At 56.9% G+C, this 15,570-nt stretch carries 15 protein-coding genes; 6 read left to right on the forward strand and 9 right to left on the reverse strand.

The features are described from left to right. Window positions 1-19: 19 nt before the first annotated feature. The 5 genes from rraA to ABFT80_RS08620 all read right to left on the reverse strand — a co-directional run bounded on the left by rraA (window position 20) and on the right by ABFT80_RS08620 (window position 4,686). Complete coding sequence (gene rraA, locus ABFT80_RS08600; protein ID WP_347971482.1) at window positions 20-505, reverse strand: ribonuclease E activity regulator RraA; 486 nt, start codon at window positions 503-505, stop codon at window positions 20-22. Between the two features lie 21 nt (window positions 506-526). Next, the gene (locus ABFT80_RS08605) at window positions 527-1,477 is read right to left on the reverse strand and encodes a D-2-hydroxyacid dehydrogenase family protein (protein ID WP_347971483.1); all 951 of its coding nucleotides are present in this window, start codon (window positions 1,475-1,477) and stop codon (window positions 527-529) included. 2 nt (window positions 1,478-1,479) lie between these two features. Continuing rightward, a complete protein-coding gene (locus tag ABFT80_RS08610; RefSeq protein WP_347971484.1) occupies window positions 1,480-2,547 on the reverse strand; it encodes an Ldh family oxidoreductase in 1,068 nt (355 codons plus the stop codon). 91 nt (window positions 2,548-2,638) lie between these two features. Next, window positions 2,639-3,550 (reverse strand): LysR family transcriptional regulator, encoded by a 912-nt coding sequence (locus ABFT80_RS08615; protein ID WP_347971485.1) that lies wholly within the window; start codon window positions 3,548-3,550, stop codon window positions 2,639-2,641. Between the two features lie 71 nt (window positions 3,551-3,621). Next, window positions 3,622-4,686: an AbrB family transcriptional regulator gene (locus ABFT80_RS08620; RefSeq protein ID WP_347971486.1), complete on the reverse strand. Its 1,065-nt coding sequence runs from the start codon at window positions 4,684-4,686 to the stop codon at window positions 3,622-3,624. A 190-nt stretch (window positions 4,687-4,876) separates the two neighbouring features. On the opposite strand from ABFT80_RS08620, the gene ABFT80_RS08625 reads away from it, so the two are divergent. From ABFT80_RS08625 to ABFT80_RS08640, 4 genes are all read left to right on the forward strand, one after another. Continuing rightward, window positions 4,877-5,530, forward strand: coding sequence for a GntR family transcriptional regulator (locus tag ABFT80_RS08625; RefSeq protein WP_347971487.1), 654 nt, complete (start codon window positions 4,877-4,879; stop codon window positions 5,528-5,530). A 126-nt stretch (window positions 5,531-5,656) separates the two neighbouring features. Next, entirely contained in the window at window positions 5,657-7,156 is a 1,500-nt protein-coding gene (tcuA, locus tag ABFT80_RS08630; protein ID WP_347971488.1) for an FAD-dependent tricarballylate dehydrogenase TcuA, read from the forward strand. A gap of 31 nt (window positions 7,157-7,187) precedes the next feature. Beyond that, on the forward strand, window positions 7,188-8,330 hold the full coding sequence (locus ABFT80_RS08635; RefSeq protein WP_347971489.1) for a 2-methylaconitate cis-trans isomerase PrpF family protein: 1,143 nt from the start codon (window positions 7,188-7,190) through the stop codon (window positions 8,328-8,330). Beyond that, complete coding sequence (locus ABFT80_RS08640; RefSeq protein WP_347971490.1) at window positions 8,330-9,703, forward strand: CoA transferase; 1,374 nt, start codon at window positions 8,330-8,332, stop codon at window positions 9,701-9,703. Before ABFT80_RS08635 ends, ABFT80_RS08640 begins: the two co-directional genes overlap by 1 nt. Here ABFT80_RS08640 and ABFT80_RS08645 read toward each other — a convergent pair whose 3' ends face one another. From ABFT80_RS08645 to ABFT80_RS08655, 3 genes are read right to left on the reverse strand one after another with little or no spacing between them, the layout of a single operon-like run. Then, complete coding sequence (locus ABFT80_RS08645) at window positions 9,704-10,111, reverse strand: cupin domain-containing protein (protein WP_347971491.1); 408 nt, start codon at window positions 10,109-10,111, stop codon at window positions 9,704-9,706. Window positions 10,112-10,143: 32 nt separating this feature from the next. Continuing rightward, window positions 10,144-10,953, reverse strand: coding sequence for a hydroxypyruvate isomerase family protein (locus ABFT80_RS08650; protein ID WP_347971492.1), 810 nt, complete (start codon window positions 10,951-10,953; stop codon window positions 10,144-10,146). Beyond that, window positions 10,953-12,038, reverse strand: a complete 1,086-nt coding sequence (locus tag ABFT80_RS08655; protein WP_347971493.1) for an Ldh family oxidoreductase — start codon at window positions 12,036-12,038, stop codon at window positions 10,953-10,955. Before ABFT80_RS08655 ends, ABFT80_RS08650 begins: the two co-directional genes overlap by 1 nt. A gap of 122 nt (window positions 12,039-12,160) precedes the next feature. Between ABFT80_RS08655 and ABFT80_RS08660 the strand changes: the two genes are divergently transcribed. Further along, complete coding sequence (locus tag ABFT80_RS08660) at window positions 12,161-13,042, forward strand: GntR family transcriptional regulator (protein WP_347971494.1); 882 nt, start codon at window positions 12,161-12,163, stop codon at window positions 13,040-13,042. Here the strand turns inward: ABFT80_RS08660 and ABFT80_RS08665 are convergent. After that, a complete protein-coding gene (locus ABFT80_RS08665; protein ID WP_347971823.1) occupies window positions 13,039-13,971 on the reverse strand; it encodes a LysR family transcriptional regulator in 933 nt (310 codons plus the stop codon). The genes ABFT80_RS08660 and ABFT80_RS08665 overlap by 4 nt on opposite strands. Before the next feature lie 262 nt (window positions 13,972-14,233). Between ABFT80_RS08665 and dctA the strand changes: the two genes are divergently transcribed. Continuing rightward, entirely contained in the window at window positions 14,234-15,556 is a 1,323-nt protein-coding gene (dctA, locus tag ABFT80_RS08670; RefSeq protein WP_347971495.1) for a C4-dicarboxylate transporter DctA, read from the forward strand. Window positions 15,557-15,570 lie beyond the last annotated feature (14 nt).

Raw genomic sequence — 15,570 nt, forward strand, 5'->3', positions numbered from 1 at the left:
GATGCCCGCCTTTTTCATATCAGCCGATGAGGTTTTTCTCTGAAACGAGAACGCCGTCGCTGTCGGCGTAGAGATAGTGACCCGGCACGAAATCGACATTGCCGAAGGAGACCGTGACGCCTTTCACGCCGGTCCCCAGCTTGCTGCTTTTCTTCGGCGAGGTTCCCTGTGCGAGCACGGAAAAATCCATCTGATCGATATCGTCCGCGTCGCGGATAGCGCCATTGATGACGATGCCTGCCCATCCGCTTTTCTGGCCGATCAGCGCGATCATGTCGCCGACGAGTGCCGTTCGCAAAGACCCCGCGCCATCGACGACGAGCACGCGTCCTTCGCCGGGCGTTTCCAGCACACTGCGCAAAATCACATTGTCTTCGAAACACCGAACCGTCTCGATGGGACCGTGAAAGCTCGGCTTCTTTCCGAGCTTTTTCCATTGCATCTGGCAGAACCGAAGCTCCGCATCATGTGCATCGACGAGGTCGGCCGTTTTCATATGATTCATTTTTACTTCCACTGCAGTTGATCAGAGAACGCGTATCGGCGCGCCGTCGCGCCATGCGATGATGTTGTCGATAATGTCGCTGTAAAACCGGCCGTATGCCTCCTCGACGACATAGCCGAGATGCGGCGTAAGCACAGTGTTGGGAGCATTGCGAAGCGGATGATCTGCCGGTAGAGGCTCGACGTCGAACACATCCAGTCCAGCCTTGATCCGGCCAGCTTCGAGTGCTTCGAGCAACGCGGATTCATCGACCAATGGGCCGCGCGAAGTATTGATCAGCGTGGTGCCGGGTTTCATCGCATCGATTTCGGCTTTGCCGATGGTGTTTCGCGAGCGATCCGAAAGTACCAGATGAATTGAGACGACATCGGCTTGCTCGAACAGTTCTGCTTTGCTTACGCGGCGAACGCCGATCTCGGCTGCACGCTCATCGGTGAGGTTCTGGCTCCAGGCGATGACATCCATCTCGAAGGCGCGCGCGACTGGCACCATGCGGCTGCCCAATTTACCAAGCCCGACCAACCCCAACGTCTTGCCGCCAACCGTCGTGCCGATGGTCTGCTGCCAGCCGCCGGCGCGAACTCTTGCATCCTCGGATGGGATATTGCGGGCGCAGGCGAGTATGAGACCCCAGGCCATTTCAGGTGTCGCGAAGCGGGATTCGCCGGGGTAGGTATGGCAAACAACAATGCCTTTCGAACGCGCGAACTCGGTATCGATTACACGTACGCGTGCGCCGGTCACATTGACCAGTTTGAGCCTGGGCAGTCGCTCGATCAGTGTCGCGGGAAGCGGCATGCGTTCGCGCATAAGGCAGAGAACATCGAAATCCGCCAATGCTGCAGCCGCGTCGTCCTCGCTGCCGAGATTTTCGGTGAAAACCTTGATTTCTACTTCGTTGTCCAATCGCGACCAGTCCGCCAGTGAGAGGGCAACATTTTGGTAGTCGTCCAATATCGCTATGCGAAGCACGTCTAGAATTCCTTCTTTGAATTGAGCCAGTCCGCCTTGATACCTGCTTTATCAGCGAGAGCTGCAAGCATCATGATGTCTTCTTCCTCGAGCGGGATTCCGGTCCGCCTACGCTCCGCCTCACGCAGAGCTTCCGGTTCGCCGGGAGCCAGAACAGGTTGCGCGGGGTCGATAGGACGCGAAGCCTTCGCGCGCGTCATCAATGTCTGCATCCGCTCCGCATAATCATCTCCCATGAAGATTTTGGGATTGATTGCGATAAAGCAGTGACCGACATCTTGCGGGCGATCCATATCCTCATACTGATTGCCGACATCGCCCGCGAAGGCTGCGCCAGTCATGACCCCAGCCATCACCTCCATCATCAACGAAAGCGCCGAGCCTTTCGGTCCGCCAAGGGGCAGGATGATCCCGTCGTAAGCTTTTTTCGCATCGGTGGTCGGGTTGCCGTCCTTGTCGAGCGCCCAGCCTTCGGGGACCGGCTCTCCAAGTGCTGCCGCTCGCCGGATCTTGCCGCGCGCGACGACGGAGGTCGCCATGTCGAGAATCATCGGCAGCCCTCCCTTTCCACCGGGTGCACCGAACGCGAAAGGACTGGTTCCGAGAAACGGCTCGCTTGCGCCCCATACCGGCATTGTCGGCGACGCATTGGTGAACACGAAGCTGGCATAACCCTTGTCAATCGCTTGCAAGAGGTAGCAGGCAGCCATGCCGAAATGCGCCGAATGCTTGACGCCGACCATGCCGATGCCGAACTTTTCGGCCCGTTTGATCGCGGCTTCCATCGCACGTGTCGCAACGACGAATCCAAATCCATTGTCGCCGTCGAGCAGTGCGCAGACGGGTGTAGGCTCTTCCAGCGCAAGCGACGGATTGGGATTGACCAACCCGCTGCGCAGCCTTTCCAGATAGATGGGCAGGCGGGAGATGCCGTGTGAGGAAACCCCGCGTAAATCAGCCAGAACCAGACATTCCGCGACACGATCGGCATCGCGCTGCGGTAATCCGTTAGCCTTGAAAAGCGCGGTTGTGAGACACGTCAATTCCTCATGAGAAATATGCGTTTTCAACCGTTTTTCTCCTCCCATTCCTATTTCTATATTTAGTGTACAATAGTATGCAATAATTTCGGACGCGATTTTATCTCGTGCTGGCGCAACTTCAGGGCAGGGGCGTGTAGCTCGATTTCGCCTGCCTGAGAAACGCCTTCATGGGTGCCGCCATTCCGGCTTTCTTCCGGGTTGCTGCAACCAACTGCCGCAACGCCCATGCATCGGTCAGGCGGGCGCCGACGAGGTCCGTTCCGGCCAGAAGATGCAGGCACGAATGGCGCAGAAAGCCGATGCCGAATCCGGCCTCGACCATCCTCACAAGCGATGCGAAGCTCTCGACATTGACCCGCGATGCAAGCGTGCGCCCGAATGTCTTTGCGGCTTCATTCAACAATCTGTCGAGCGCGCCCATATGGTGTATGCCGACGATTTCGTGCCCCATGACATCCGAGAATGCCAATCGCTTCTCTTTCGCGATCCGTTCTCCCAAGGGATGTTCGCGCGGCGCGATGACCCAGACGTGATCGTCCTCGAAGGGGAAGGTATCGAAACGCGTGAAATCATAGTTGTCGGCGATGACAGCCATATCCACCTGCGCATCCTCAAGTACGGAAAGGGCCTTTCCCGCGCCCATTTCGCGAATATCGAGCCGGATTCCTTTATGGCCGCGGGCGAAATCGGCCAGAAGTTCGGGAAGCCGCCCGGATAAGGCCGAACTGGAAGCAGCAATGCGCAGCTCGCCCTGTTCTCCGCTCACATAATGCGTCATCTCACTGTCGAGATCGGCTATTTCGCGAAAAATACGTCGACAATGGCTGGTATAGGCTTCGCCCGCCTTGGTCAGTTTTACACCGCTGGCCGAACGGTCCAGCAGCACGGTGTCGAGCCGTGATTCAAGATCAGCGATGCGCCGGCTGACAGCCGATGGTGCGATGTTCTCATGCTCAGCCGTCTTGGCGATGGACCCGTAACGTTCAAGTGCGAGAATGAGGCGTGCTGTGATCGGGTCGAAATGCGGCATTGGCAACTCTGCGAGAGGGAAAACGGTATTCCTATCAAACCATCATTGGGATGAAAGGCGAACCAGAACCTTCACGGTGGCGGGGTCGGCGCTGCTTTCCCGGCCCATAGGGGAATGAGAATAGGGCAGAGTGTCAGCAGCAGCACGACACGAAACAGATGGTGCATGCTCACAAAAGCCGGATCGATACCGAGTGAAATCGAGATCAGGCTCATTTCCGGCAGGCCGCCGGGTACGAGAGCGATGAAACCCATTGAAAATGGAATGTCGAGATAAGCTTCGAACGCCAAGGCGAACAAGGCTGCCAGCGAAAGCGACATGGCAGTCAGCCCGCCTCCGATGGCCAATCCGCTCAGCATTTGCCTGCCGGTGATACCAACAAAAAACTGTGCGATGGATACCCCGATGGTGATCTGCGCAATGATGACTATGAGTTGGGGCGGGTGAAACGATGTTAGCCCGCTGAAATGGGCGAGTGCGCTCAGCAGCAGCGGGCCGGTTAGATTGGCTGCCGGAAATCTCAACTTTCTGGCCATCAGCATGCCAATGAAAAGACATGCGAGAAGGATTGCTGCGTCCTGCAATGGCATGGAAATGCCTAGATTTACGGATCTGTCGATAACCGCCGTGCCGCCAAGTGAGGCCAGGCCGATCGTCGCTACGATAACAGGCACGGTAAGCAGGATCACCACCAGCCGCATGCCGTGGACCAGGCTGAGCGTGCGGACATCGGCGCCAAGTGCAGGACCTAGGATCAAAAGTTCGCTGAGGCCGCCGGGTGCCGCGGAAAATGCAGCAGTCAGCCGGTCCATCTTACCGATGTAAATGCAGGTGAATACGCCGACGATCGTCATGATCAGCACGTAAATTCCCACCGCCGCCAGGGAAAACGGCCATTGCATCGCATTCTCGACGACATCTGGCCGGAACGAGCCGCCGACCATCACGCCGATAACCCCGACCATAATCTGTCGCAAACGCCATGACGACGGCATATTCATGCCTGCAATGGCGAACGGAATTGTCGCGATCATCGCGCCCATCAGCCAGCCGAGCGGCAAACCCAACAGGAAGCCGACAACCCCGCCGAGGGTGCCGATGATAAAGGTGCGGATGCGTAGAATGAAAGTTGACATAAATCAGAACAGGGATAAGCGTGTCAGGAATGGAGCTAATGATTAGCGGTGTTGGGAGGGCACGCCCCCCATCTCGGTAACCGTGTTCTTGTAATATCGATTTTCGTGCACACTTGCATACTGCTTCTTCGCGATGGGGGGGCTCACAATACGTAATCATGCGTGATTTTACGCTCGTTTTGGATTTCGAATGTCGACCGGAATAGTGCAGGTAACCCGCGGCCAGAACACCTATCAGGCCATCCTGAATGCGATTCATGAGGGAATTTACGGTCCAGGCGACCGGTTGCGGGAGGAAGAAGTCGCGCATCGGCTTGGTGTCAGCCGCACCCCTGTTCGTGAAGCGCTGGGGCGATTGCAGGAGAAAGGCCTTCTCGAAGCCGCATCCGGCAGGGGTTTGGCTGTAACTGTCCTCAGTATGCAGCAGATTTTCGAGCTTTACGCCATGCGCAAGGAGCTTGAGAGCCTTGTCGCGCGCTTTGCCGCCCAGCATGCGACAGATGTCGAAATCTCCAATCTCGAGCGCGTAAACGAGCAGTTCGGGGCGGCAGAAACATCACAGGAAGCAGCGCGGCTGAACCGTGTTTTCCACGCTCGCCTCTATGATGCGGCCCGCAATCGATATCTCCGGGTTGCCGTCGAGGAATTACAGGAAACCATCGCGCTTTTGCCGCAGACGACTTTCGTTCATCCTGGACGCATAGCGAGCGGCAAGCTCGAACACGACGCGATTGTCGCCGCGATCAAGGGACGTGACATCGATGCTGCGGCGAAAGCCGGGCTCAACCACATAACATCTGCCCTCGAAACCCGTCTCGCCATTCTGGAAAGCGAACAGTCCTAGCCAGCAAGCCTTTGTGGAGCTTGGCTAGTGGCAAGGCCGCATGTCAAAATTTTCTGTATACAATTGCATGCGAAATTGAGTTGATGTAATTAGCGGTAAATATCAGGTCCGATTTGGAGAAGATTTATGGGTCAGCCTTGGGACGTTGTGGTGGTCGGATCGGGCAATGCAGCGCTTTGTGCTGCCATTGCCGCGCAGGAAAAGGGCAAGTCCGTTCTTGTCGTTGAAAAGGCTGAGACCGATCTTGCCGGCGGCAATTCGAAATATACGGCAGGTGCGATGCGCTTTGCCTATACCTCCAATGAAGAATTGCTCCCGCTGCTGCTCGATCCCGAAGACGAGCGTATTCCGAACACCGAATTCGGCACATACACGCAGGAAAAATTCGCCGCCGATCTCTTGCATTTCAATGATGGCCGCCCATTGAGTGTCGAGCAGAAAGCGTTGATCGAAAAGAGCTATGACACGATGCTCTGGCTCGCATCTCACGACGTCAAATTCGAACCGATCTACTCGCGCCAGTCCTTCCTTAAAGACGGCAAGCATGTTTTCTGGGGCGGCTTGACCTTGGCTGCCGAGGAAGAAGGCGTCGGGCTTGTGGAATCGGAAATGGAAGCCTTTACGAAAAAGGGCGGCCAAATACGCTTCGGGTGCGAAGTCGTCGATCTAATCGTCGAGAACGGAAAAGTCGTCGGTGTCAAAACGCGTTCGTCCGATGGCAAGGCAGAGGATATTTCCGCCAAGGCCGTCGTACTTGGTTGCGGTGGTTTTGAGGCCAGCGCTGAACTGCGCGAAAAATATCTGGGCAAGAACTGGATCGGTGCCAAAGTGCGCGGCACGCCTCACAATACGGGCCGCGGCCTGGAGATGGCAGTAGCGCTCGGTGCGCAGGAGTATGGCTTTTTCGAAGGCTGCCACGCGACGCCGATGGATCTGTTCATGGCCGACTATGGCAATCTTGAACTGCCGCATATGGAGCGCAAGAACTACCGCAAGATTTGCTATTTCCTGGGCGTGATGCTCAACGCCAATGGCGACCGCTTTGTCGATGAGGGCAAGGATTTCCGCAATTACACCTACGCGCAGTTTGGTCGCGCGGTGCTGGAACAGCCCGGCCATTTCGCCTGGCAGATTTTCGATTCCAAGGTCTTCGATCTCTTCTACGGAGAATATCTGTTCCACGACGCCCATTTCGTGGAAGCCGATACTCTCGACGCGCTGATCGAAAAGCTCGATGGCATCGAGGACAAGGCGAAGGTTCGCGAAACATTAGCCGCCTACAACGCGGCAGTGGATTCGCAAACGCCATTCGACCCGACCATCAAGGACGGCAAGGGCACCAAGGGTCTCGACCTGCCGAAGTCCAACTGGGCGCAGACCATCGAAAAGGGTCCGTTTCGCGCTTACCCCGTTACCGGTGGCATCACCTTCACCTATGGCGGGCTGAAAGTCGGCGAGGACGGCGCGGTTCAGCGCGCTGACGGCTCGGCAATCGATGGATTGTTCGCATGCGGCGAGCTTGTCGGCGGCGTGTTCTTCAATGGCTATCCCGGCGGGTCCGGCCTGACATCAGGTGCGGTCTTCGGACGACGCGCCGGTTACGGAGCTGCCGAACACGCGGCCTGAGCCGCGAAAACATTGCAGAGGAGGAGCTGTAATGACCCAAAGCTGGATAAACGCCGCCTTTTATCGAGGTGGAAGCAGCAAAGGCGTATTCTTCAATGCCGCTGACCTGCCCGAAACACGCGATGATATAGCCAATATCTATCTCTCGGTTTTGGGCAGCCCGGACCCTTATGGCCGTCAGCTCAACGGTATGGGCGGAGGCCTTTCGTCACTTTCCAAGGCCGTAATGATCGGTCCTTCGGCGCGTGCGGACGCCGATGTCGATTATACTTTTGCGCAAGTTGCCGTGGATCGGCCAATCGTCGACTGGGGCGCCAATTGCGGCAACCTCTCTTCGGCCGTCGGGCCGTTCGCAGTCGATGAGGGCTTGGTGGACGCCAAAGATGGCGAGGCTCTTGTCCGCATCCATCAGGTCAACACGTCTAAGATCATTCACGCGCGCTTTCCGGTCATCGATGGAAAAGCCGAAACGCAAGGCGACTTCGCCATCGCAGGTGTTGCCGGAACAGGCGCGAAGATCGCGCTCGATTTTCTCGATCCGGGCGGCACGGTGACCAACGGGTTGCTCCCGACGGGCAATGTCATCGACCGCATCAAAATCTCAGACGGAACCGAGATCGAGGTTTCGCTGATCGATGCGACAAATCCGGTCGTCTTCGTCTCAGCGTCCGCGCTCGGTATGACTGGCGCGGAAGGGCCTGACGAAATCGAGGCGCGGCCCGGATTAATGGCGAGGCTCGATGAAATCCGCCGCTTGGGCGGGGTGCTGATGGGATTGGGTGCAACGCCTGAAGCTGTCGGCCTCTCCAACCCCAAGGTGGCGCTTGTCGGAGCGCCCGCGCGTTTCCAGCGTCTGGACAAGGTTGAAGTCGAGGCCGGGGCCTACGACGTCTCAATCCGCATGGTGTCGATGGAGCGCGCGCATCGCGCCGTCACGCTCACTGCCGCGATGTGTCTTGGTGCAGCTTGCCGCATTGAAGGAACGATCGCCCAGCGCCTCTGCCGCCCGAATGTCTGGCAGGAAATTCGAATTGGCAATCCATCCGGTGTTCTGCCGGTCGGTGCGGATGTCAGCGATAGGGGCGGCTGGAACGTTAAGCGCACCACCGCATTCCGAACTGCACGCTGTCTGATGCGCGGCACAGTCTCGGTGCCGAACCTCGGAAGGTTGTGATGTATCAGGACAGGATGGCGCCGATACTTGCGGAACTCCTCGCAACGGTCGGATGGGAGGATGCTCCGCTCGACCGTCTTGAGATCGTTGACGATGGGCTGTCTCTACCGACCCCCTGGCCTGTCACGGCAAACGCGGTCGCGTCGCTTGCTGCAGTGGGGCTTGCCGCTTCGCGCATTCATGAAATCAGAACCGGTAAGAAACGCGCCGTTCGCGTCAGCACGCGTCATTCCGGTTTATCCATGGCGAGCTCAAGCTATCTCCTGGTCGATGGGAAGGCTGTCAAATTCCGTGATCCGTTCACCGGATTTTACGAAGCAGCGAATGATCGTTGGGTGTTTCTGCACGGAAATTTCCCGCATCTGCGCGATGGCGTTCTTGAGATGCTGGGTGTTCGGCATGTCGATGACGTCGCGCAGGCGGTAAAAAAGCGTGATCCATTTGAGCTGGAAGCGGAAGGTATCGCAAAAGGCCTGTGCATCGCGGCTGTCCGAACTCGCGAGGAATGGTTGGCCGAGCCGCAGGCCGACGCTGTACTTAGTCAGAAGATGCTCAGCGTGAACCGTATCGGCGACGCGCCTCTGCGCAGCATTTCAAGCGGTGCTGAACCACTTTCGGGCATTCGTATGCTCGACCTTTCGCGCGTGATCGCCGGCCCGATGTCGGCTCGTACTGTCGCGGAATTCGGCGGGGAGGTTCTGCTCGTCTCCGGGCCGGGCCTACCTTCTATCGAATCTCTCGTCATCGATACGGGTTTCGGCAAGCGGGCCGCATTTGTCGATCTGCGCAAGGACAGCGAGAGGCTCAAACGATTGCTTTGCGAGGCGGACATCTTTCTCGATTCATATCGTCCTGGCGCGCTCGCAGCCAAAGGGTTTGACGCGCAAAGCCTATCCAAAAAGCATCCCGGCATAATTCATATCGACCTCGACGCGTTCTCCGAAATGGGGCCGTGGTCTGGTCGCCGGGGCTATGACAGTCTCGTTCAGGCGACCACTGGCATGTGCTGGGATGGTAAGTCCAAGCCGCGCAATTTGCCTTGCCAGCCGCTGGATTATCTCAGCGGATATTTGGCGGCCTTCGGCGCGATGATCGCGCTTATTCGACAATATGAAGAGGGCGGAAGCTGGAGCGTGCGTCTTTCGCTGGCGCAAACATCGGAATGGATGTGGTCGACTTACTCCAGCCTTGGCGTGGAAACCGCAATGCCGGATGCCAGCATGACGTTCGAGCAGGCGACGCCTTTTCTGGCTGAATATCAAACCGATTTCGGTCTGGTTACGGCGCTGAAATCGCCGCTGCAAGACGCTGCATGGCGCTGGCCTTCGGTGCCGGTTCCGTTAGGCACGCACGCTCCCGCATGGATCGCCTGACTAGCCCTTCGCGTGCTCGTCATCGATCGAGCGTGTATCGCCCGTCTCAACGATGGTACGGGTCGCATCGACTGACGCGTATATCCATAAGATCTTCATTGGCGCATTTTCCGACGCGTTGATGAAGCGGTGGGGCAGGTTTGCCGGAATGTAGGTCGTGTCATGGGGCTTTAGCCGATGCTGCTTGCCGTCGATTTCTGCAATGGCGTCACCTTCGAGCAGCATGACGCTTTCTTCGCAATTGTGGCTGTGAACGGGGATCGCGGCGCCCGGCTGAAACTCTGTTATGCCATTGATGAAACTGGTCGTGCCCGAAGCACGGCTGACCAGGGGAATTGTCCTTGCCCCGCCGCCACGTTCGCGCGGGCGAATGTCGTCGGGACGGAAGATTTCTGCTCGCTGGTTCATTTGATGTCCTCGATTTGTGAAAATTGAGCGGCTCAGGCAAGTGCTGCGGGTCGGTGATTGGCCAGTCTGGCTTTCCATTCCGGAAGCCAGCCCAGTGAAGCTAGCGTTTCGCCTTCGGGGATGTATTCGAAGCCGATGGCCCTGCTGAAACCGGCGGCGGAAAGTCCTGAGAGAAATTTGGCAAAGTCGATATTGCCGGTACCCGGCTGATGGCGTCCGGGATGGTCGGCGATGTGGATGTGACCGAGACGGCCTCCGTGAGCGGCAATGAATGCTCCTGCATCAATGCCTTCGGCCGCAGCGTGATATGTGTCCAACAGTATGGAGATTTCGCCGGGCTCAAAATCATTGGAAATCGCTACAGCATCGTCCAATTTGCCCATGAAATAGTCCGGTACAACTGTCCGGCTGATCGCCTCAATGAGAACGGATGGGCCGCGCCCGCGGCATGCTTCGACGGCAAATGCGATGTTGTCGCGATAGACTGACCCGGCAATCACGCGATCGCTCGCGACGCCCGCCATGGGATGAATAAACGGGCAGTCTATTTCCTCGGCATAATCGAGTGCTTTGAGAAAGCTGGCGCGAAAGTCCTGCGCGCGTCCCGCAAGTGCTGCCAGTCCCTTTTCGCCGCGACTGGCATCACCCGCACCGCCTGCAAGTTGGGAAAAAGACATGCCTTCGTCGTTCAATTGCTTGCGCAATTCTTTTGCAGACAACGCGAATGGGGAGGGATGTTCGACGGCGTCGAACCCGGCTTTGCGTGCCGCCGGCACGCGCTTTTCCAATGGCAGTTTGGAAAAGAGGTATCCGATATGGGCTGATAATGCGTTGCCTTTCATCAGGAAACGCCCGCCAGCGACGTGTTCAAGCCTTCTGGAAATTCGATGCCCGCAGCATCACCTTCCTGCTTGAGATCGGCGATGACATTGGCAGTTATTGGAATGCCCGTTCGCAATCGTTCAGCCTCGCAACGCGCTTCTGGCTCGCCCGGCATCAGAATCTCATCGACCCCTGCTGCCCTGGGCAAGGCTCGCGCCGTTTCGACGAAGTCGTCCATACGCTGGTCGAAGTCTTCAAACGTCATGAAGAGATCGGGCTTGATTGCGAAAAACAGGTGCCCGACATTTTGCGGCTCGGAGTGATCGAAATAGAGGCTTTTCACCCGTCCGGCATAATTGGCGCCGGTGAAAACGCCCGACATCAAATCCATCAATGTCGCAAGCACTGAGCCTTTCACGCCGCCAAATGGCAGGCAAACGCCTTCAAAGGCTTTTGCCGCGTCGGTGGTCGGGTTGCCTTCATTGTCCAAAGCAAGGCCAGTCGGAATTTTCTCGCCCTTCATGGCGGCCAGCCGGATTTTGCCGCGCGCGACGACTGTCATGGCCATGTCCATCACATAGGGCGGATGCTTGCCGCCGGGTACGCCCGCCGCAATCGGGCTGGCACCGAGAAATGTGCTCCGGCCGCCCCACATCGGAATGGCGGGGGAGGAGTTGGTGAAAATCATCGAGATATAGCCGGCCTCGATTGCCTGAAGCGCATAGAGCGCTCCCATTCCGAAATGGGTCGAGCGTTTCACACCGACCAGTCCGATGCCGTTTTCGCGGGCCATGTTGATGGCTTCATCCATAGCGCGGTGAGCGGCCAGAAAACCCATGCCATTGTCCCCATCGACAGAGGCAACGGCATTCGCCGCTTTCACGACCGTTATGTTTGGACGTGCTTTTACCAGCCCCTGCCGCAAGCGGTTCAGATACATCGGAATACGCGAGACGCCGTGAGAATCGATGCCCCGGAGATTGGCCTTGACCAGATCGCTTGCAACGATCTCAGCATCGCTCTCGGAAAGACCTGCCTGCCGGAACAAGGCTGCTGCGAAAATCTCGAGCTCAGAGGCTGAAAAATAACGGGAATGATCGTCCAATTTGCGCTGTCTCACACTTCACATTATTGCCGATTAAATTGTATTAAATCCTACATTGAAACAATTCCGGAGTCTGCGCAATACGTGCTATCGCAAAGTTTAGACACAGGGGCGAAACGCTGATGGCCAATCCTCTCCATGAACAATTGGCAGAACGCATTCTCATCGATTTGCGTGTGGAAGGGCTTGAGGCCGGTCATCATCTGACTGAAGCAAAGCTTGAAAAGCTTTTGAGCACTTCGCGGTCGCCCATTCGCGCCGCGCTGGCATTGCTTGCAGAACGCGGCATTGTCGAACAGATCGCCAACAAGGGCTTTTTCGTAAAAAATCTTCAGGCAGCACCGGACAGTCAATCGTCCGGGGAGGATCGCATCTATCTTGCAATTGCCGACGACAGGCTGACCGGAAAGCTGCCTCAGGACGTCACCGAAAGCGAGTTATCACGGCGCTACGACATGCCGCGCAATGCCATACATCGCATTCTCACCCGGATTGCTCGTGAGGGCTGGATAGAACCGCGCGAAGGCAGAGGTTATCGCTTCGCACCGCTTATCGATTCCATGTCTGCATATCGCGAAAATTATCAGCTTCGCCGCATGCTTGAGCCTCAAGGCCTGCTTTGCGAGACGTTTCGCATCGATGCTGACATGCTCGCCCGCTTGCGGCGGCAGCAAGAGATCGTGCGTGATGGCGGCTGGCAGTCGCTGGGCCAGATCGAGCTGTTCGAGACCAACTCGCAGTTTCATGAAGGCTTGGCGGTGCTTTCCGGCAATCGTTTTCTGCCGCAAATCATCGCTCGTCAGAACCAGCTTCGCCGGCTTGTCGAATACAGGCAGACCTTGAATCGGGAGCAGGTGCGCCAGCAGAATGAAGAGCATCTCGCAATCCTTGATGCGTTGGAGACGAACGAGATTAGTCGTGCCGCCGATCTTCTCGCGGCACATCTGGAAAACGCCATGGTTCGAAAGGCGCGTCCTGCGATTTTTGACGGAGTGACGATCTAAGTCTGGTCAGGACCAGTTTGTGCGCCATTAAAACTGGGTGTGTTGTGCAATAGCTCTTCGCGCATCGTAGAGAGAAAGTTCTCGATGATTGCGTCATCATGGGAGAGGCGAACGGCAAAGACATCCGCGATGAGAGAGGGCTCTTCAAGCGACCGGTAGACGACGTTCGGATGAGAAAGCTGGCTGACGGATTCGGGCGCAAGCGCGATGCCGAACTCAGCGGCGACAAGACTAAGCAGAGAATAGGATTCAACCACCTGCTGTGTGATGCGCGGTACGAAACCTTGCGCAATACAGGCATTCATAAGCTCGTTCGCGAAGCGGGAATCCTTCAAGCGCAGCGAGACGTATCGTTCGTCCTTCAACCAGCGAAGTTTGATAATCCTGTGCCGGGCGAGAGGATGGTCTTTCGGCAGAACCACCACGACTTTTTCGCGCCATCCCAGTTCCAGTGTGAGATCGAGATCGTCAGGCGGACTTCTTAAAAAGCTGAGGTCGGTGCGCCGCGCCTTGAGGGCGACGATCTGCTCTCCCGGCGACATTTCATGGGTGCGCACATCGACATTGGGATAACGGGTGCTGAATGCCTTCATTATATGCGCCAGCGGGCCGATCAGCACCGAACCCGTCAGGCCGATATTCAATATACCCGAACTTCCGCTGCCGATGGATCGAGCATGTTCGGAAGCGCCGTGTACCTGTTCAAGGATCGACCGTGCTCGCTCGAGGAAAGCCGATCCGGCACGCGTGAGGCCGACTTGCCGGCTCGAACGTTTGAAGAGATCGACGCCGAGTTCCGCTTCCAGGGATTTTATCTGCTGACTCAAGGGCGGCTGAGAAACACCCAGTTTTTCAGCGGCCACCGTGAAGCTGAGCGCGTCGGCCACGGCGACAAAATAGCGAAGGTGCCGGAGTTCCAGAAGCCTGATCCATCTATATCAAAAACATATAGATAGTAACTAAAGAAATATTTGACGTCTAGATCGTATGGCCGGATTGTGCAGCCGACATCGCTCGACGGAATATCGGCAGGGAAAAGGTTGCCGATCCTGTATGTGCATCATTGTCTCGCTCGCAATGCCAGACCGCGCCTTTTAGGTGTTGGATTCTGCCCGCAGGGGCTGAATGGGCCAAGCGCTTCAAGCTCATATATTTGGTGTTGTGAAGAAAACGGTTGATCGGGAGGATCATTTGAAACGTTTTGCCAAGTCGCTTTTCGGACAAGTTGTAATCGCTCTTTTTCTGGGCATTACACTCGGTATTTTCTGGCCCGATTTCGCGGTAGCGTTGAAGCCGCTGGGGGATGGCTTCATCAAGCTCATCAAAATGATAATCGCGCCATTGGTGTTCGGCGTCGTGGTGCACGGCATCGTGGGCGCAGGCGATCTCAAGAAAGTCGGCCGCGTCGGTCTGAAATCCCTCATCTATTTCGAGGTGGTCACGACCATTGCGCTAATCCTGGGCATTATCATTGCCTACACGTTCTCACCCGGCCAGGGCATGAACGTCGATGTTAACTCGCTGGATGCGAATGCCCTTTCATCCTACACGGCAAATGCCGAGCAAGTGACCGACTCCGTCGGCTTCTTCATGAAGATCATTCCAACAACGATCTTCAATGCCTTCACCACGGGTGACATCCTTCAGGTGCTTCTGATCGCCATCCTGTTTGGTTCCGGACTGGCGCTGATGGGTGACAAGGGGCGGCCTCTTGCCAACACGATCGAACAGGTGACTGCGGTTCTGTTCAAGATCATCGGCTTCATCGTTCGTCTCGCGCCGCTCGGCGTTCTCGGTGCGGTTGCTTTCACGGTGGGAAAGTACGGCGTCGCGTCGCTCCAGCAACTGGGCGTTCTGGTGCTCCTGTTTTACGGCGGCGTATTCTTCTTCGTATTCGTCGTGCTCGGTACGATCCTGAAGATGGCAGGCTTCAGCATCGTCAGCCTTATCCGTTACTTCCGTGAGGAATTGGTGGTGGTTGCAGGAACGGCGTCATCCGACAGTGTGCTGCCGCAGATAATGCGCAAGCTCGAAGGGCTGGGCATCAAGGACTCGACCGTCGGCCTCGTCATACCGACTGGCTATTCCTTCAACCTGGATGCGTTCTCGCTTTACCTCACGCTTGTCGTGGTCTTCATCGCACAGGCGACGAATACCGACCTGTCGTTCGGTCACATGCTGCTGATCCTTGGTGTCGCTTTGCTGACGTCGAAAGGCGCACACGGAATTCCCGGATCAGCAATCGTCGTTCTGGCGGCAACACTCTCGGCTATTCCTGACATTCCTATGATCGGGCTGGTCCTTGTCCTGTCCGTGGATTGGTTCGTGGGTATCGTGCGGGCGCTTGGCAATCTCATCGGCAACTGCGTGGCGACCGTCGTTATCGCAACATGGGAAGGCGACATAGACAAAGACAAAGCCCGTCGCGTTCTCGCCGGCGAGAAGGTCGCCACAACGCCTGAGATTCTCGACGAAACAACGCCAGCACTCGTCGTCAGCCCGGCCAGAAGCTAGGCAGCGATCCGGCG

The sequence above is a fragment of the Foliimonas ilicis genome, assembly GCF_039939195.1.
GTDB classification, from domain to species: domain Bacteria; phylum Pseudomonadota; class Alphaproteobacteria; order Rhizobiales; family Rhizobiaceae; genus Foliimonas; species Foliimonas ilicis.

Bases quoted from the DNA above. Each gene is read 5' to 3' on its own strand.
- ABFT80_RS08645 (WP_347971491.1), bottom strand. From the start codon at position 10,111: ATGAACCAGCGAGCAGAAATCTTCCGTCCCGACGACATTCGCCCGCGC.
- ABFT80_RS08615 (WP_347971485.1), bottom strand. From the start codon at position 3,550: ATGCCGCATTTCGACCCGATCACAGCACGCCTCATTCTCGCACTTGAA.
- rraA (WP_347971482.1), bottom strand. From the start codon at position 505: ATGAATCATATGAAAACGGCCGACCTCGTCGATGCACATGATGCGGAG.
- ABFT80_RS08625 (WP_347971487.1), top strand. From the start codon at position 4,877: ATGTCGACCGGAATAGTGCAGGTAACCCGCGGCCAGAACACCTATCAG.
- ABFT80_RS08620 (WP_347971486.1), bottom strand. From the start codon at position 4,686: ATGTCAACTTTCATTCTACGCATCCGCACCTTTATCATCGGCACCCTC.
- tcuA (WP_347971488.1), top strand. From the start codon at position 5,657: ATGGGTCAGCCTTGGGACGTTGTGGTGGTCGGATCGGGCAATGCAGCG.
- ABFT80_RS08640 (WP_347971490.1), top strand. From the start codon at position 8,330: ATGTATCAGGACAGGATGGCGCCGATACTTGCGGAACTCCTCGCAACG.
- ABFT80_RS08660 (WP_347971494.1), top strand. From the start codon at position 12,161: ATGGCCAATCCTCTCCATGAACAATTGGCAGAACGCATTCTCATCGAT.
- ABFT80_RS08650 (WP_347971492.1), bottom strand. From the start codon at position 10,953: ATGAAAGGCAACGCATTATCAGCCCATATCGGATACCTCTTTTCCAAA.
- ABFT80_RS08635 (WP_347971489.1), top strand. From the start codon at position 7,188: ATGACCCAAAGCTGGATAAACGCCGCCTTTTATCGAGGTGGAAGCAGC.